The sequence below is a fragment of the Thalassospira sp. MCCC 1A02898 genome (genome assembly GCF_001618185.1).
GTDB lineage: Bacteria > Pseudomonadota > Alphaproteobacteria > Rhodospirillales > Thalassospiraceae > Thalassospira > Thalassospira tepidiphila.
The window spans coordinates 429064-445036 of sequence record NZ_LPXK01000013.1 but is presented as its reverse complement, the minus strand read 5'-3'; the positions used below and the strand labels follow the sequence as shown (position 1 = coordinate 445036).

Sequence of the window (15973 nt, the reverse complement as noted above, 5' to 3'; positions counted from 1 at the left end):
ATGTTTAAATTGACACAATGACAATGTCAATGACAAAACAATATCGAGACAATTCACCGAAAGGAGATGGAAATGGTAAATTGTAACGATACAATTCAGCTTCCTGGCATCAATGTCACTGAGCGCACAGCAAGCACCTCTAAACAGGCCAAGCAGCCTGTGACCTGGCGTGCCGCGATCATTGGTGTGATGATCTCTGCGGCTGAATATCTTGCCCGTCTGCAGGCGCATTCGCGCGATCGTCACGCTTTGCAAAGGCTTGATGATCATATGCTTAAGGATGTCGGGTTGACCCGATCAGATATCGAACAGGAACTGTCAAAGCCGTTCCTGTAAGGTTTCCCCCGGCGCGGCTCGCCACCGCCGCGTTTGACGGAGGCACTTTGCTCCCATTGTGCCTCCGTTCGGCGGGAATCTGCTGTAAACGCAAATTGTCACGATTTTGATCTATCAGGGATACAATACAATGTTTAATACGCGTGAGTTGCGCGAGGCTGCGGATTTTGTGCATCAATATGTTGCGCCGACGCCGACAATTCAGTGGCCGCTGCTTGATCGTGCGACCGGATTGTCCCTGTATGTCAAACACGAAAACCACACCCGACTTGGTGCGTTCAAAATCCGGGGCGGGCTGACTTTTTGTCGTTATCTCGGAAAGTCGGTTGATGTGAACCGCGGGATTATCTCGGCGACACGGGGCAACCATGGTCAAAGCCTTGCCCATGCGGCCAGCCGTTTTGGCATGCCTGCGACCATCATCGTCCCGCATGGCAATTCCGTTGAAAAGAACGCCGCAATGCGGGCCTGGGGGGCAGAGGTGATTGAACATGGTCATGACTTCCAGGAGGCAGCCGAATACGCCAAGGCACTTGCCACCAAGGAAGACCTTGTAATGGTCCCGCCGTTCCATCGGGAACTTGTGCGTGGTGTGGCGTCCTATGGGTTGGAGCTTTTTGACGCTATTTCCGGTCTGGATCGTATCTATGTGCCGGTTGGCATGGGATCCGGGATTTGTTCGCTGATCACGGTGCGTGATGCACTGGGTTTTAAAACCGAAATTATTGGTGTGGTCGCAACGGGTGCGGATGCCATACGTCAATCATTCATGGCCGGTGAAATCATCCAGACACCAACGGCCAATACATTCGCCGACGGGGTTGCCTGTCGTAGCCCCGATCCGGGCGCGTTTGAGATCATTAAAAGCGGTGCTGCGGACATTGTTGCTGTCGATGATGAACAGATCGCAGATGCCATGCGCCTTTATTTCAGTTCGTGTCACACTATTGCCGAGGGGGCAGGCGCCGTGCCGCTGGCGGCTGCGATTGCACAGCGCGAAAGCAATATTGGCAAGAAGGTTGCTGTTGTGTTGACCGGGGCGAACATTGATCGCGCCGACTTTGCGCGCATCCTTTCAGGAGAAAACAAATGAACAGCATTTTAAATCGTTCTGATGACAGCCCCACTGTTGATGAACGTCATCTCATGTTTGATGACCTTGAAAAACTTGGCCGCATTCTTGTGGAAACAGGTGATGTCGCGCACAGCTTTATTCAGGGTGCGGATAACATGGATGTAACCTGCCGCGATTTCTCTGCCTTTGACCCCTCGCGCCCCATGCCGGGGCAGGGACGCGGTGCGCTTGATGCGTTGCGGGCAGCGAAGGAAGAAATTCTGCCGCTGCTCGCCGCATCAATTGGTCCCCGTTATCTTGGATTTGTTACCGGTGGCACGACGCCGGCCGCCCTTGTTGGCGATTGGCTTGTCAGTGCAATTGATCAGAACGCCACCGGACCGGAAGGGTCGGTCAATGCCGCGGTTGAAGAACAGGTCATCAACTGGTTGTGTGAACTGGGTGGTGTGCCGTCAGATACGTTTGATGGTGTCTTGACGACCGGTGCAACTGTATCAAACCTTTTGGGTCTGGTTGCGGCCCGCCAGTGGTGTGGTGAACAGATTGGTGTGAATGTCGATGCCGATGGTGCAAGCGTTTTGCCAGATCTTGAGATTTTTGCCGCGAGTCCGCACGCCAGCATGATCAAGGATTTGTCGATTGCCGGCATTGGTCGTAACAGCTTTACCAAGGTCGCAACCAAACCGGGATCGGAAGAAACTGATATTGCAGACCTCAAGGCCAAGCTTGTGGCCAGTGATGCACGCGCCAAGATCGTTATTGCGTCGGCCGGAACCGTGAACGCAACAGATTTCGATCAACTTGATGCGATTGCCGATTTGTGCAGGGACTTTGGTGCATGGCTTCATGTCGATGCCGCGTTTGGCTTTTTCGCAGCCCTGGATGATCGTCATGCGTACCTTACCAAGGGAATAGCGCGCGCGGACTCCATCACATCAGACGGGCACAAGTGGCTCAATGTCCCGTATGATTGCGGGATCTTCCTGACCCGGCATATTTCGGTGCTGGAGACATGCTGTCGCGCCTTCGCGCCGTATCTCGATACCAAGGCGGACGGGAATAGCTACATCAATCGCGGGGTCGAAAATTCCAGACGGTTCCGCGCGTTGCCGCTTTGGATGGCGATGACGGCTTATGGTCGCGACGGAATTGCATCCATCATCCGGGCAAACTGTGATCAGGCGGCAAACTTGGCCGCGTGGATTCGAACCCATGAGAAGCTCGAACTACTGCGTGAACCCAAACTCAATGTGACAATGTTCGCATCGCGTGGAACCGATGACGAGAATCGGGCATTGCTCCAACGTATCAATGAGACCGGCAAGGTTTTCCTGACACCAACGGTTTACGGCGGTCGTTTCGGATTCCGCGCGGCATTCAGCAATTGGCGGACCCGCGACGAAGATCTTGTGGTCGTCAAGCAGGCCATTCAAACGGCCTTGTAAAGGCGAACCCAAATCATCGATAACCCACACGATGTATCGACTTGTACATCAAACATGTGCCGAGTTCAGGATAAGACGATGACGACCCAAACCCTGCCGATCTATCAGATCGATGCCTTCACCGATGTTTTGTTTGCCGGCAACCCGGCGGCGGTTGTGCCCTTGTCAGATTGGTTGCCTGATGACGTGCTGCAAAAAATCGCAATGGAAAACAATCTCTCGGAAACGGCCTTTTTCGTGCCAAGTGCGGGTGACGAGGCCGATTTCCATATTCGTTGGTTTACGCCGACCGTCGAGGTGCCGCTGTGTGGCCACGCGACGCTTGCAAGTGCATTTGTGATTTTCAATCGGCTTGGTTTTGAGGGCGATCTGATCAAGTTGCAAAGCCAAAGCGGCGTTTTGACCGCCCGGCGCGAAGGTGATGCGATTGTCCTGAACTTCCCGAAACAACCGATCAAGCGTGAACCTGTCTCTGAGGAGGTGCTTGAAGCCCTTGGCGGAGTTAAGCCCGCCGAGACATTTGGCGTGGTAAGCCGCGATACGGATATTGTGATTGTCTATGATGACGCTGCCATTGTGCGAAATTTGCGCCCGGATATGTCGGCGTTGGGCAAATTGGCAGGGCGCGGTGTGATTGTGACGGCACCCGGCGATAAAACCGGACTTGATATGATTTCACGTTATTTCCTGCCAGCACTTGGCATCAATGAAGATCCGGTCACCGGTTATATGCAATGTGTCGTTGGGCCCTATTGGGCAGAAAAACTGGGGCAGGTCGATGTTGTCGGATATCAGGCGTCCGCGCGCGGTGGTGTGGTTGCCTGCAAAATCGACGGTGACCGTGTGCATCTCAAGGGCGAAGCCGTGCAGTATCTCAAAGGGGAAATCACGGTTCCGACGTGATTGGCCTGGCGGTGTCGGGCAATGAATTCAAAAGGGCGGGCAATCTGGTATTTGCCCGCCTTTCCTTGTTCAAGGGGCCTGCATTCTGTCAGAGGTATTCTACCGACTAATCCGCATTCGAACTGATTTGCTTTGTTTTTTATTGACCGGGCTATAGGGCTTTCGTCTAAGTAAAAGGCAAAATGAAACGATTGTGGACAGATCTCGCCGGTGCAAAGGTGCGCGATAACCGCAAGAATGCAGGCTTTACAGGGGAAAGTTTATCGTGCTCGAAAGTGTTGTTGCCAGTTCTGCAACGCCGATGCAGATGTGGGTGGTCCTAGCACTCGTTGCCGGATCGCTTGTTCTGTATGGGTTGGAGCGCATCTCGCTCGAACTGACCAGTATTGCTCTTATCGCAACGCTTTTGCTTTTCTTTGATTTTTTCCCGCTGCTTGATGCGGATGGTGAAAACCTGATGGGGCCTGCCACGGTCATGTCGGGCTTTGCCAACCCGGCCTTGCTGACGGTGTTGTCCTTACTGGTTGTCGGGCAGGGGATGGTCCTGACCGGGGGTGTCAGTTACATCGCCGGTCTGATTACCGAACATGGCGGAAAGAATGCCTCGATTGCGATTTTCGTCGGGTTGTTCGTGGTGATGGTATTGTCGGCCTTCCTGAACAATACGCCGGTTGTTGTTATCTTTATCCCGATTATTCAGGCACTTGCCGAGCGTATTGAACGTTCCCCATCGGCATTGATGATCCCGCTTTCCTATGCGGCGATCCTTGGCGGTATGACGACCCTGATCGGTTCATCGACCAACCTTCTGGTATCAAGTTCCCTGATCGAACTCGGCATGCCGGGGCTTGAATTCTTTGAATTCACAACGATTGGCAGCGTGCTTGCCCTGACCGGCTTCGTCTATGTCCTGTTGATTGCGCCGCGCCTGCTTCCGGCCTTGGCATCCATGCGCAGCAAGCTTGCCAATCCCGATAGCAGCGGCAAGCAGTTCATTGCCCAGATCACGGTTGGGCCTGCGGCAAACATGATTGGCACCAAGCCGGTGGCCGGGTTCTTCAAGAACCTGCCAAATATCACCGTTCAGATGATAGTGCGGCGCGAACATGCTGAACTGCCGCCGTTTGAAGACGATATGGAAATTCAGGCGGGCGACGTTCTGGTCGTGGCAGCCACCCGCAAGGCACTGACCGAGGCCCTGCAAAAGGATCCGGGATTGTTGCATTCAGATGCCGCTGCCGTTGGTGCAGACGGTGACGAAACCCCGCAGAAATCCACGCAGTTGTTGGCCGAAGTCATGTTGCCGCCGGGGTCGCGCCTGATTGGCTTTAACCTTGAGCAGATCGGTTTCCGCTATCAGTACAAGTGCCTTGTACTTGGGATCCAGCGTCGTTCGCGCATGATCCGAAGCCAGATGACTGAAATCCGGCTTGAGGCCGGGGACGTTTTGCTGGTGCAGGGACGATCAGAGGATGTCGAGGCCCTTCGCACCATCCGCGACGTTGTGTTGCTGGAATGGTCGACCAGAACCTTGCCCCGTCCATTCCATGCGCGTCGGGCTGCGGCCATTTTCCTGGGCGTGATTGCGCTTGCGGCAACCGGTGTCGTGCCGATCATGGTTTCAAGCTTTATTGGTGCCGGATTGATGATTGCATCCGGCGCGCTTAATTTGCGTCAGGCATCGCGTGCAATTGATCGCAAGATTGTTTTGCTTGTTGCCGCTGCACTAGCGCTTGGTAATGCGTTGCAATTGACTGGCGGCGCGGAATTCGTTGCGGATCAGTTGTTGGCGGCAACCCGCGGGGCGCCCGCACCAGTTATTCTGTCGCTGTTCTTCCTGATTGTGGCGGGCTTTACCAACGTTTTGTCCAACAATGCCTGTGCGGTTCTTTTTACGCCCATCGGCATTGGCATGGCGCAGCAACTTGGCGTGGAGCCACATGTTTTTGCGATTGCGGTGGTGATGGCGGCCAACTGTTCGTTTGCGTCGCCAGTGGGGTATCAAACCAACCTTCTTGTCATGGGGCCGGGACACTATCGGTTTATTGACTTCCTGAAGGCAGGGACGCCGCTGATAATCATTCTTTGGATTGCGTTCAGCCTGTTTGCGCCTTGGTATTACGACATCCCGTTCTAAGGGGCATAAACCAAAGAATGAATGTTGGCAGCGGTTCGTTTCAGCCATGCAAAAATGGCTGCCATGTCTGTGTGGAAGGCGTTTGACTTTTGCCTTTGGGGCAATAGGATCGGGTCGCTTGAATATTCTAGACCAACCTGCATTGGTTATCCTTCTTTCTCAGGAACTTACAGATGGCCCAGACTGCCGTACTTGCAAAGCCGACCACTCGTCCGACCAGCCCGAATTTTTCGTCGGGTCCGTGCAAAAAACGCCCGGGTTGGTCCGCAGGCGCATTGCAGACGGAGATCCTTGGCCGTTCACATCGTTCCAAGCTGGGCAAACAACGCCTTGAAGAGGTGATTGACCGTTCGCGCGCAATTTTGAACCTGCCAGAAGATTATCTGTTGGGTGTGGTTCCGGCATCCGATACCGGTGCCGTTGAGATGGCGCTGTGGTCGATGCTGGGCGCACGTGGTGTTGATATGCTGGCGTGGGAAAGCTTCGGGGCGACCTGGGTCACCGATGTGATCAAGCAGCTCAAGCTTGATGATGTACGCACCCTTGAAGCCGATTATGGCAAACTGCCGGATCTGGCATCGGTTGATTTTGATCGCGATGTTGTCTTTACCTGGAACGGCACGACGGCCGGTGTTCGTGTGCCCAATGGCGACTGGATTGCTGATGACCGCAAGGGTTTGACCATTTGCGATGCGACCTCGGCCATCTTTGCCATGGAACTGCCGTGGGACAAGCTCGATGTCGTGACCTATAGCTGGCAGAAGGTCCTGGGCGGCGAGGGTGGTCATGGGATCATTATTCTGAGCCCGCGTGCCGTTGAACGCCTTGAAAGCTATACGCCATCATGGCCAATGCCGAAAATCTTCCGCATGACCAAGGGCGGTAAGCTGATTGATGGCATTTTCCGCGGGGAAACGATCAACACGCCATCGATGTTGGTCGTTGAAGATGCCATTGATGCCTTGAAATGGGCCGAAGAGATTGGTGGCCTTGAAGGGCTTCTGAAACGTACCCGTGCAAGTCGGGCGCATCTTGATGCTTGGCTTGCCAGCAGCGACTGGGCGGGCGACCTTGCCGAGGATCCGGCAACCGGCTCAAACACCTCGATGTGCATCAAGATTGTCGATCCATGGGCGCTTGGTCTGTCTGCCGATCAGCAGGCTTTGCTGCCGAAAAAGATTTCGCAGCTTCTTGAAGCGGAAAATGTCGCACTTGATATCAACGGGTATCGTGATGCACCTCCGGGACTGCGTATTTGGGGCGGTGCAACCGTTGAGCCCAGCGATATCAAGGCTTTGCTGCCTTGGCTCGATTGGGCATATGCGATGGTAAAAGCCGAATTTGCGGCCAGCTAGGAAATAGTTCGTACGTATTATTTGCGTTAAAGGGTTTTTCCCCGTTGCTCTGTCCGGCACAACGCGGTAGTAACCGCTACCGGATAGTGAGCCCTGAGCGTTGCTCGGGATATTATCAATTTAAATCTGCGCGCCTCGTCCGGGAAAGCACACAAAATGACCGAACTTGCCAGGAAAGCTCTTTTGCCCGCCGGCCTGCAGGATGTCCTGCCAGGAACCGCTGCACGGGAAGCTGAAATCCGTGAAAAGCTGATGGCCAGTCTGGCGCATGCAGGCTATGACCGCGTGAAAACCCCACTGGTCGAGTTCGAAGAAAGCCTGCTTGAAGGTGCTGCACCGGAATTGTCGACCCAGACGTTCCGCTTGATGGATCCTGAGTCCCGCCGCATGATGGGCGTTCGTTCCGATATGACACCCCAGGTCGGACGCATTGCAGCAACCCGTCTGGTGGATGCGCCCCGTCCTCTGCGTCTTTCCTATTCCGGCGATGTCCTGCGGATCAAAGGATCGCATCTGCGCCCTGAACGCCAGTTTGCACAGGTCGGTGCCGAGTTGATCGGTGTGTCGAGTGCTGCTGCTGATACCGAGATTGTTCTGCTTGCACTCGAAGCTTTGGAAAGCATCGGTTTGCCGGATGTTTCGGTTGACCTTAATTTACCAACACTTCCGGTTCGTCTTTTTGATGCCTTTGGTGTGTCGCGCGATGACCGTGAAGTATTGACCGAGGCGCTTGAACGTCGTGATGTCGCGGCCCTTCGTGCTGCCGATGGCAAAGTTACAGGCGTTCTGGTTGCCTTGCTTGAGGCCGCTGGCCCGGCACAGTCAGCTTTGCCGAAACTCAAAAAGCTCGAACTGCCGCTTGGTGCATCTGAGGAACTCTATCGTCTGATCGATGTTGCTGAACGAGTCATGGCGTCCGGCCTTGATGCTGCCCTTACCATTGATCCGGTGGAAATGGCTGGTTTCCGGTATCAGACCGGCGTCAGCTTTACACTGTTTGCCCGTAACGTCCGCGGTGAAATCGGACGTGGTGGCCGTTATCGTGCCGGTGGTGCCTCGGGCGAAGCTGCAACGGGTATGTCGCTTTATATGGACAGCATTTTGCGCGGTCTTCCAGATGCAGAGCCGGTTGATCGTGTTTATCTGCCGCTTGGTACGCCACAGCGTGAAGCGCGCAAATTGCGTGCCGAAGGCCATTACACGGTTGCCGCGCTTGAAGGTGCGGCAGAGGCCAAAACCGAAGCCGCCGCACGCATTGAAGCGCAAGGCATGGGCTGCAATCATATTTATATCGGCGGTCAGGTTGTGCCGCTGAACGCCTAATCGAACGAACTTTTTATCGCGCAAGGAGTTTTGCGATGACCAATGTTGCCGTGATCGGTTCCCAGTGGGGGGACGAAGGTAAAGGCAAGATCGTCGACTGGCTGTCCGAACGGGCAGACGTTGTTGTGCGTTTCCAGGGTGGTCACAACGCCGGTCATACTTTGGTGATCGACGGAACCACCTATAAGCTGAGCCTGCTGCCGTCAGGTATCGTCCGTGAAAACAAACTTTCGGTGATCGGTAACGGCGTCGTTGTTGATCCGTGGGCGCTGCTTGCCGAAATCGGCCGCCTGAAAGAGCAGGGCGTGGATATCACCCCGGAAAACCTGCGTCTGGCTGAAAATGCCTGCCTGATCCTGCCGCTTCATGGCAATCTTGATCGTGCGCGCGAAGCTGCTGCTTCGGGTGACAACAAGATCGGCACCACCGGTCGTGGCATTGGCCCCGCATATGAAGACCGCGTTGGTCGCCGTGCGATCCGCGTTGGTGATCTGGCAGACACTGATCTGCTTGAAGCCAAGGTCGAAAACCTTCTGACGCACCATAATGCACTTCTGCGTGGTCTCGGCCAGCCGGAAGTCGACGGTGCGGAACTGCTTGCGCAGCTTAAGGAAATCGCACCGAAAATCCTGCCGTTCTCCGACACTGTCTGGAAGTCGCTTAATCAATTCAAGGAAGCGGGTAAACGCATCCTTTTCGAAGGCGCACAGGGCACGATGCTTGACGTTGATCACGGCACGTATCCGTTTGTGACCTCGTCGAACACTGTTTCCGGTCAGGCTGCTGCCGGTTCCGGTATGGGCCCGTCGGGTGTTGGTTATGTTCTGGGTATCACCAAGGCATACACCACCCGTGTTGGCGAAGGTCCGTTCCCGTCCGAACTGTTTGATGAAGACGGCGAACGTCTTGGTCAGCGCGGTCACGAGTTCGGTGTCGTCACCGGTCGTAAGCGTCGTTGTGGCTGGTTTGATGCGGCCCTTGTCCGTCAGTCGGTCAAGGTCAATGGCATCACCGGTATTGCGCTTACCAAGCTGGATGTTCTTGATGGCTTTGATGAAATCAAGATCTGCACCGGTTATGACATTGATGGCAAAATCTATGACCATCTGCCGGCCAACCAGCGTCTGCAGGCAAAAGCCAAGCCGGTTTACGAAACCATCGACGGCTGGTCGGAAACGACCATGGGTGCGCGGAGCTGGGCCGACCTTCCGGCAACGGCGATCAAATATGTTCGTCGTATCGAAGAGCTGATTGAAGCGCCGGTTGCGCTTCTGTCAACCAGCCCGGAGCGCGATGACACCATCCTGGTGCACGATCCGTTCAGCGCCTGATTGCCTGAATTTACGAACTTCGAAAGCCACCAGTTTATGACTGGTGGCTTTTTTGTTTACAGTTGCTGGGCTTACCGTTCATCCGTGACTGCGCCCGCGGGATAACAGCTTGCCGACAGGGGGGATCACAAGTATCGTTTTATCAACCTTTTGAGGATAGCGTTCTGAGGGTTAGGTCAGGAAGACTTTTGGCCCAAGTAAGTGCGTCACTCAGGGAATGATAACCTGTAAAGAAATATCGGGACCATGGCAGAGCAAGCAGAAGATCAGGAACAGGACGTTTCGAATGGTGCTGCGACAGGGCCGGTGATGGATGCACCGGGCGGCGGTGCACCTGCGCCTGAGGAACCCGAAGAATCCCCAGAACTTGATGGTGTCGCAATCAATGCAGGCGGCAAAAATGTCGAGATCGGCAATTTTCGCGTCTTTCTGGATTTGCGGATGCCCGAATTCGATATGGGCCACTGCAAGGCCTATTCGGCTGACAATCTCCGCCGGGAAGAGGGTAGCGCCTTTGCGCTGGTAACCGATCCGGTTCTTCCGACACGCCATGACCATCTGACCTTCCTGGCCGGTATGCATATGGCCGGTCAGATTGACCTTATCGATTATGAAACCGCCTACTGGCCGCCAATTGGTCGCAAGACGATGGTGCTTTTCTATGAAAAACCGGCAGGCGGAAAGGTCGTCGCGCGCGAGCACAAGAAACTCGCCATCGATGAGCATGATATTGCCACGGTTGTGGTCGAGCCGCTGATGAATGCCATGCAGGCATTCAGCGAGAAGGGGCTGGCACACCGCAATATTCGCGCCGATAACCTGTTCTTTGCCGATCCCATGCGTGAAAAGGTCGTGCTTGGCGATTGTGCCAGTGGCCCGCCCGGTTATGATCAGCCAGCGGTTTATGAGACCACAGCACGTATGAGCGCTGATCCTGCCGGTCGTGGTTCAGGCAATGCGACCGACGATTTCTATGCGCTTGGTATGACTTTGGCCGAGCTTGGCATTGGCCGCCAGCCACTCAAAAAGCTGAATGATCAGGAAATTATCGAGCTTAAACTGGCCAAAGGATCGTTTCAGGCAATCGCATCACACGAAAAGCTGCCGCTTGTTCTGATTGAACCTGTTCGTGGCCTGTTGTGTGATGACCCCGAAGAACGCTGGGGCTTGGCCGAGTTGAACGCATGGCTGGACGGAAGACGGACCAAGCCGGTTCAGGCCAATACAGAAAAGCGGGCAGCGCGGTCTCAAAACCTGGCAGGTCGGGATTATTATACCGTGCGCTCATTGGCGCAGGGGATCGCCAAGAACTGGGTAACAGCGCTTGGCCCGTTGCGTGACAGCACGGTCGAAGTCTGGTTGCGGCGTGGCCTTGGCGATAATGATCGCGCCAAGGCGCTATCGGATGCCATGCGACAACTGCAGTGGGCCGGGACGGATAAGCGGTCGGCAGAGGACGTGTTGGTTGCGCGATCTATCCTGATTCTGGATCCGGCAGGCCCGATCCGGTTCAAGGGCTTTTCGTCGATGGTCGACGGGCTTGGTTTCATGCTGTCCTATGATGTCCAACATGGGAAGGGGCCCCAACGTTTTGCTGACGTGATCGTGCGCGATATTCCATCTTTCTGGTTTGGCCGTCAGATGGGATACAGCCCCGAGGTCCAGAGGCAACAGCAGCTATACAAGAACCTGCGCTATTACATTCAGCAGCAAAGTGCCGGTTATGGGTATGAACGCTGCCTCTATGCGACCGTGCGCAACCAGCATTGCCTGAGCCCGCTGGTCGAAGAGGAATATGTCGTCGAGATCGCAGATCTGCTGCCAGCCCTTGAAAAGGCAGCCGAAACCGCATCCGAAGAAAGCTGGCCGGTGGATCGTCATATCGCCGCCTTCATCGCCGCCCGCCTCGAGGACGATGTCGAGGGGCAGTTGTTGGCGATGCAAAACCCGTCAGACGAGGTCGAATATAGCCGCGCAATCATTAGCATGCTGGCGATTGTGCAGTGGCGTCATGGGCCGGACAATTTGCAGAACCTGTCGCATTGGGTGGCGCGTTTGATGGAACCGGCGATCAAGGTATTCCATAGCAAGGCACGTCGTGAACGGGTCGAGACCGAGATTCCAAAACTGGCCAAGCGCGGCAATCTTGTCGAACTGTATAACCTGATCAATGACGAACAGGAACGTCGCAAGGATCAGTCAGAGTTTGTCGAAGCCGTTGCGGAATATTCCGAAGCAGAAAGCGAAGTGTTTGATCTTGAATCATCGGGGCCGGCCCGTATGGAGCTTGCCGAAAAGGTTGGGCAGCAGGCGGCTGCTTTCGCATCCACCATGATCGCACTACTGACAGTGTCCGCGCTGTTCTTGATGCATATCTTTTAAGGGATCGCCATGGCAAAGGGTAAACGAGCAGGCACAAAAAAAGGCGGTCGCAGCGCATTTTCCGGCTTGTCGGTTATTGCATCCGCCGTGCTGCTGTTCATGGTGGCACTTCCCACCTTTATCACGTTGACGGTCGGGCTTTTGCCGTCACTTGTGGCCTTTATCTTTGATCGCAGTGCGGGCAGGACGATGGCACGGTGTGTCTTCGGTCTGAACTTTTCAGGGGTCGCGCCCTATATTCTGGAAGTCTGGATGCAGCCATCGCAAACGGTTGGCGGGGCAACGCAGGCCGTTTTCCAGCCACTGGCGCTGTCGATCATGTATGGGGCAGCGGGTCTTGGTTGGCTTCTATACCTTGCCATGCCGCCAATTGTTGCCAATGTCCTGAACCTGGCAGCCCAGCGTCGTGTCAGTGAACTGCGCAAGAAGCAGCGCGGACTTATCAAAACCTGGGGCGATAGTCTGATCAAGGAAGTGGATCGATCCGGGAACTGATCACTGCGTGACCTGATTGAAAAAGACCATACAAAAAAGAAAGCGGCGGACAATGTCCGCCGCAAGTTGTTTCAGAAGGGACGCAAAGCAGGCAGTATTAGTGGGGCAGGTCCGTATGGATCGATTTGCGGACCTTTTCAAAGGCGCGTACTTCGATCTGACGAATGCGTTCGCGTGAGATGCCATAGGCAAGGCTCAGGTTTTCAAGCGTGACCGGACTTTCAAGCAGGCGGCGCTGCGTCAGAATATCGCGTTCACGATCATTGAGATGCGACATTGCGTTTTTGAGCATGCTCATGCGCTGCAGGAATTCTTCACGTTTGCCATAAAGGGTTTCCTGATCTTCGTCATCGCTTTCGATCCAGTCGACCCATTCACCGTCGCCCTCAATACGGACCGGCGCATTCAGTGAGTGATCCGGTCCGGCCAGGCGGCGGTTCATCATCACAACGTCATCTTCGGACACATTGAGTTTGGTTGCGATCAGTTCGACCTGTTCAGGTTGAAGGTCGCCTTCATCAATTGCCTGCATCTGGCTTTTGAGTTTGCGCAGGTTGAAGAACAGCTTTTTCTGTGCCGCAGTCGTACCCATTTTCACAAGCGACCATGAATGCAGGATGTATTCCTGGATGGCGGCGCGGATCCACCACATTGCGTAGGTCGCAAGGCGGAAGCCCTTGTCCGGGTCGAAGCGTTTTACCGACTGCAGCAGGCCGACATTGCCCTCGGAAATAAGTTCATTGATCGGCAGGCCATAACCGCGGTAACTCATCGCGATCTTGGCGACCAGGCGCAAGTGGCTGGTAATCAGTTTTTCAGCAGATTTATCGCAATCCTTGTCCCGGAAATTACAGGCATAGGTCGTCTCCTGTTCCGGGGTAAGCATCGGGTAGCGGCGTATACGTTGAAGGTATACCGTGAGACCATCTTGAGAGATAGTTGGAAGAGCGTTTCCTTGCTTCATCAAAGCCTCCCGTATTGCTTTCTAAAAGTGCATTTTACCCCTTGCACTTTTTAGGAGCTTATACGGGAGTATTAGAAACCGTCAATGGAAAATTAGACAGTAAGGCTAGTATCAACTATTCAAAGGTATAGTTCTAGGGCCTTCATCAGTGCCAAAAGGTCACCTGGTATAGGTGCCTCTGTGGATATATAGGCACCGGTGCGAGGGTGCAGAAATCCTAACGTTCGGGCATGCAGCGCCTGTTTGTTGAATGCGTTCAAAATCTGTTGCGCTTCTAGGTTGAGTTTACCAGCTGGTCTGTTTCGGCTGTAAACCGGATCACATACAAGTGCGTGCCCAATATGGTTCATATGAACACGAATTTGATGCGTCCGTCCGGTTGCAAGGCGGCATTCAACAAGGGACGCCAACGAGTCGTCGCGAGTTTGCAGAGTCTTGTAGTGTGTGAGGGCATATTTTCCCCCTTTTTTGACCACTGCCATCTTTTTCCGATTGCGCGGGCTGCGGCCAATATTGCCTTCGATATCACCTGAGCGGGGGCGGGGAACACCCCACACGACCGCAAGGTAGGCGCGCTCGATGTTTTCCTTGTCCTCGGCAAACAGGTTTGAAAGGGCGCGATGGGCGGCATCGTTCTTGGCAACCACCATTGCACCGCTGGTGTCCTTGTCCAGCCTGTGCACGATCCCCGGGCGTTTGACCCCGCCAATACCCGAAAGACTGTCCCCGCAATGCGCCAATAGCGCATTCACAAGCGTTCCGCTTTCATTGCCGGCTGCGGGATGAACTACCATGCCGGCGGGCTTGTTGATCACCAGCAGGTCTTCATCTTCAAAAAGCACATCAAGTTTGATGTCTTCGGGTGCGGGTTCGGCCATTTCCGGTTCGGGCACACTCAGATCAAAAACATCACCAGCCTTGACCTTGGCAGACATCTTGGCCGCAGGCGTGCCATTGACGCAAAGCTGACCGTCTTCGATCAAGGCCTTGATCCGCGAACGCGACTGATTGGGCCAGGCGGTCGCCAACACCTTATCAAGGCGGGCACCTTCGTCCTGGTCTGTCGCGGTATAGGTCAGGTTTTCAGACATCGTTTGCTATTGGCATGGTTTGATTTGGTGACTGTAATGATGCATGTGTTCGCCGCTTTTAGCGCTTTGTCCGGCGATTGCAACGAATTGCGACAACTTGCTTCATTTGGCGTTGTTGCCTTGCAATTGATCGTGCTTGTCGCTATGGCCTTGAAACAGGGTACGTATGATCGCGCGTGTGGCGAGCATGCAGGTTTCATCAAACTTTGTCAGTTGGAAATACGATGCGTGTAGTTAAGGCTCTGGTCGCGTTCATGGGCATTCTGATCGTGGTGGGTATCGGACTTGTCGTCTATGGCCTGTCGCTCGAAAAGAACGCTACCGATCCAAGTGTTGAGGCAAACACACCAACAGTCACGCCGTCCGTGCCGTTTGCAGGTGGCGATAATACGGCCGCGCAAGGTGCTCTTGCCGCATTCGGTGACGTCGTTATCGACCTTGATGAAGGAGAACGTCTTGTTGGCTATTCTGTCGATGGTTCGCAGGCCACGCTCCATATCGAAGGCCCACAAGGTGACAGCGCGCGTCTTGTTATCGTTTCCTTAAGCGAAAAGAAGGTCCTTGGCCGTATCCTTTTGCAACAGGCCGCGCAGTAGTCTGAAACCACAAGGGCGCGGGCAGCGATGGCAAACGGGCAGGGGATCGCAAACAACAGCTCATCAGGCGGCGATGATCAGACACACATCGCGCTAGGCAAGGCGCTTCTCGAAGAAATCCGCGATTTCGCCGCTGTTAAATGGCCGGAGGAAGCCTGTGGCCTTCTGATTGCCGCCATCGATACCCCGAACCGGATCGACCGTGTTGTGTTTGCGCGCAACGTCGCGGAAGATCCGCTGACCACGTTTGAAATTAATCCGCAAACCCTGATTGATGCCCATCGTACTGCGCGGCAAAAGCGGGAGCAGGTTGTTGGATGTTTTCATTCCCATCCCAATGGAAAGGCCCTGCCATCACCGACAGACCGCGCACGCGCTGATGAAAATGGTTTTCTGTGGCTGATCATTGCCACAGAGCATAATCGCGCAGGCGACAGCGGCCTTTATCGCATCATTCACCAATCAACCGCCGACGCGGCAGAGCAATCCGAACTGCGCTATTTCCGGCGCTGCCAGATTATTGACCGCTAAGTTTTGGGG

14 protein-coding genes are annotated in these 15973 nt (G+C 54.6%); 12 read left to right on the top strand and 2 right to left on the bottom strand.

The window, feature by feature from the left end:
- The first annotated feature begins 72 nt into the window (after positions 1-72).
- From AUQ41_RS18755 to AUQ41_RS18710, 10 genes are all read left to right on the top strand, one after another.
- Positions 73-336: a DUF1127 domain-containing protein gene (locus AUQ41_RS18755; RefSeq protein ID WP_063090148.1), complete on the top strand. Its 264-nt coding sequence runs from the start codon at positions 73-75 to the stop codon at positions 334-336.
- Positions 337-466: 130 nt separating this feature from the next.
- Positions 467-1429 carry a threonine dehydratase gene (locus tag AUQ41_RS18750; protein ID WP_063089918.1) on the top strand — a complete coding sequence of 321 codons (963 nt, stop codon included), beginning with the start codon at positions 467-469 and terminating at the stop codon, positions 1427-1429.
- Positions 1426-2856: a pyridoxal-dependent decarboxylase gene (locus tag AUQ41_RS18745; protein WP_063089915.1), complete on the top strand. Its 1431-nt coding sequence runs from the start codon at positions 1426-1428 to the stop codon at positions 2854-2856. The genes AUQ41_RS18750 and AUQ41_RS18745 overlap by 4 nt, the downstream gene beginning before the upstream one ends.
- Positions 2857-2934: 78 nt before the next feature.
- Positions 2935-3759: a PhzF family phenazine biosynthesis protein gene (locus AUQ41_RS18740; RefSeq protein ID WP_063089913.1), complete on the top strand. Its 825-nt coding sequence runs from the start codon at positions 2935-2937 to the stop codon at positions 3757-3759.
- 265 nt (positions 3760-4024) lie between these two features.
- Positions 4025-5896 carry an SLC13 family permease gene (locus AUQ41_RS18735; RefSeq protein WP_008890832.1) on the top strand — a complete coding sequence of 624 codons (1872 nt, stop codon included), beginning with the start codon at positions 4025-4027 and terminating at the stop codon, positions 5894-5896.
- Between the two features lie 173 nt (positions 5897-6069).
- On the top strand, positions 6070-7251 hold the full coding sequence (locus tag AUQ41_RS18730; RefSeq protein ID WP_063089910.1) for a phosphoserine transaminase: 1182 nt from the start codon (positions 6070-6072) through the stop codon (positions 7249-7251).
- Between the two features lie 156 nt (positions 7252-7407).
- The gene (locus AUQ41_RS18725) at positions 7408-8574 is read left to right on the top strand and encodes an ATP phosphoribosyltransferase regulatory subunit (protein WP_063089908.1); all 1167 of its coding nucleotides are present in this window, start codon (positions 7408-7410) and stop codon (positions 8572-8574) included.
- Positions 8575-8609: 35 nt separating this feature from the next.
- Positions 8610-9905, top strand: coding sequence for an adenylosuccinate synthase (locus tag AUQ41_RS18720; protein ID WP_063089905.1), 1296 nt, complete (start codon positions 8610-8612; stop codon positions 9903-9905).
- Between the two features lie 246 nt (positions 9906-10151).
- Positions 10152-12287, top strand: coding sequence for a protein kinase family protein (locus AUQ41_RS18715; protein WP_063089902.1), 2136 nt, complete (start codon positions 10152-10154; stop codon positions 12285-12287).
- A gap of 9 nt (positions 12288-12296) precedes the next feature.
- On the top strand, positions 12297-12782 hold the full coding sequence (locus AUQ41_RS18710; protein ID WP_063089899.1) for a hypothetical protein: 486 nt from the start codon (positions 12297-12299) through the stop codon (positions 12780-12782).
- Positions 12783-12879: 97 nt separating this feature from the next.
- On the opposite strand, the gene rpoH is transcribed toward AUQ41_RS18710, so the two are convergent.
- Both rpoH and AUQ41_RS18700 read right to left on the bottom strand, forming a co-directional pair.
- Positions 12880-13746 (bottom strand): RNA polymerase sigma factor RpoH, encoded by an 867-nt coding sequence (gene rpoH, locus AUQ41_RS18705; protein WP_040823769.1) that lies wholly within the window; start codon positions 13744-13746, stop codon positions 12880-12882.
- A gap of 119 nt (positions 13747-13865) precedes the next feature.
- On the bottom strand, positions 13866-14837 hold the full coding sequence (locus AUQ41_RS18700; RefSeq protein ID WP_063089896.1) for an RluA family pseudouridine synthase: 972 nt from the start codon (positions 14835-14837) through the stop codon (positions 13866-13868).
- A 224-nt stretch (positions 14838-15061) separates the two neighbouring features.
- Between AUQ41_RS18700 and AUQ41_RS18695 the strand changes: the two genes are divergently transcribed.
- Together AUQ41_RS18695 and AUQ41_RS18690 are read left to right on the top strand one after the other, a co-directional pair.
- Positions 15062-15433 (top strand): hypothetical protein, encoded by a 372-nt coding sequence (locus AUQ41_RS18695; RefSeq protein WP_083952764.1) that lies wholly within the window; start codon positions 15062-15064, stop codon positions 15431-15433.
- Between the two features lie 27 nt (positions 15434-15460).
- Positions 15461-15964 carry a Mov34/MPN/PAD-1 family protein gene (locus AUQ41_RS18690; RefSeq protein WP_063089890.1) on the top strand — a complete coding sequence of 168 codons (504 nt, stop codon included), beginning with the start codon at positions 15461-15463 and terminating at the stop codon, positions 15962-15964.
- The last annotated feature ends 9 nt before the right edge of the window (positions 15965-15973 follow it).

What these genes read in the sequence shown, in the direction of transcription:
- AUQ41_RS18755 (WP_063090148.1), top strand. Translation starts at nt 73, where the DNA reads ATGGTAAATTGTAACGATACAATTCAGCTTCCTGGCATCAATGTCACT.
- AUQ41_RS18750 (WP_063089918.1), top strand. Translation starts at nt 467, where the DNA reads ATGTTTAATACGCGTGAGTTGCGCGAGGCTGCGGATTTTGTGCATCAA.
- AUQ41_RS18745 (WP_063089915.1), top strand. Translation starts at nt 1,426, where the DNA reads ATGAACAGCATTTTAAATCGTTCTGATGACAGCCCCACTGTTGATGAA.
- AUQ41_RS18740 (WP_063089913.1), top strand. Translation starts at nt 2,935, where the DNA reads ATGACGACCCAAACCCTGCCGATCTATCAGATCGATGCCTTCACCGAT.
- AUQ41_RS18730 (WP_063089910.1), top strand. Translation starts at nt 6,070, where the DNA reads ATGGCCCAGACTGCCGTACTTGCAAAGCCGACCACTCGTCCGACCAGC.
- AUQ41_RS18725 (WP_063089908.1), top strand. Translation starts at nt 7,408, where the DNA reads ATGACCGAACTTGCCAGGAAAGCTCTTTTGCCCGCCGGCCTGCAGGAT.
- AUQ41_RS18720 (WP_063089905.1), top strand. Translation starts at nt 8,610, where the DNA reads ATGACCAATGTTGCCGTGATCGGTTCCCAGTGGGGGGACGAAGGTAAA.
- AUQ41_RS18715 (WP_063089902.1), top strand. Translation starts at nt 10,152, where the DNA reads ATGGCAGAGCAAGCAGAAGATCAGGAACAGGACGTTTCGAATGGTGCT.
- AUQ41_RS18710 (WP_063089899.1), top strand. Translation starts at nt 12,297, where the DNA reads ATGGCAAAGGGTAAACGAGCAGGCACAAAAAAAGGCGGTCGCAGCGCA.
- rpoH (WP_040823769.1), bottom strand. Translation starts at nt 13,746, where the DNA reads ATGAAGCAAGGAAACGCTCTTCCAACTATCTCTCAAGATGGTCTCACG.
- AUQ41_RS18700 (WP_063089896.1), bottom strand. Translation starts at nt 14,837, where the DNA reads ATGTCTGAAAACCTGACCTATACCGCGACAGACCAGGACGAAGGTGCC.
- AUQ41_RS18695 (WP_083952764.1), top strand. Translation starts at nt 15,062, where the DNA reads ATGCGTGTAGTTAAGGCTCTGGTCGCGTTCATGGGCATTCTGATCGTG.
- AUQ41_RS18690 (WP_063089890.1), top strand. Translation starts at nt 15,461, where the DNA reads ATGGCAAACGGGCAGGGGATCGCAAACAACAGCTCATCAGGCGGCGAT.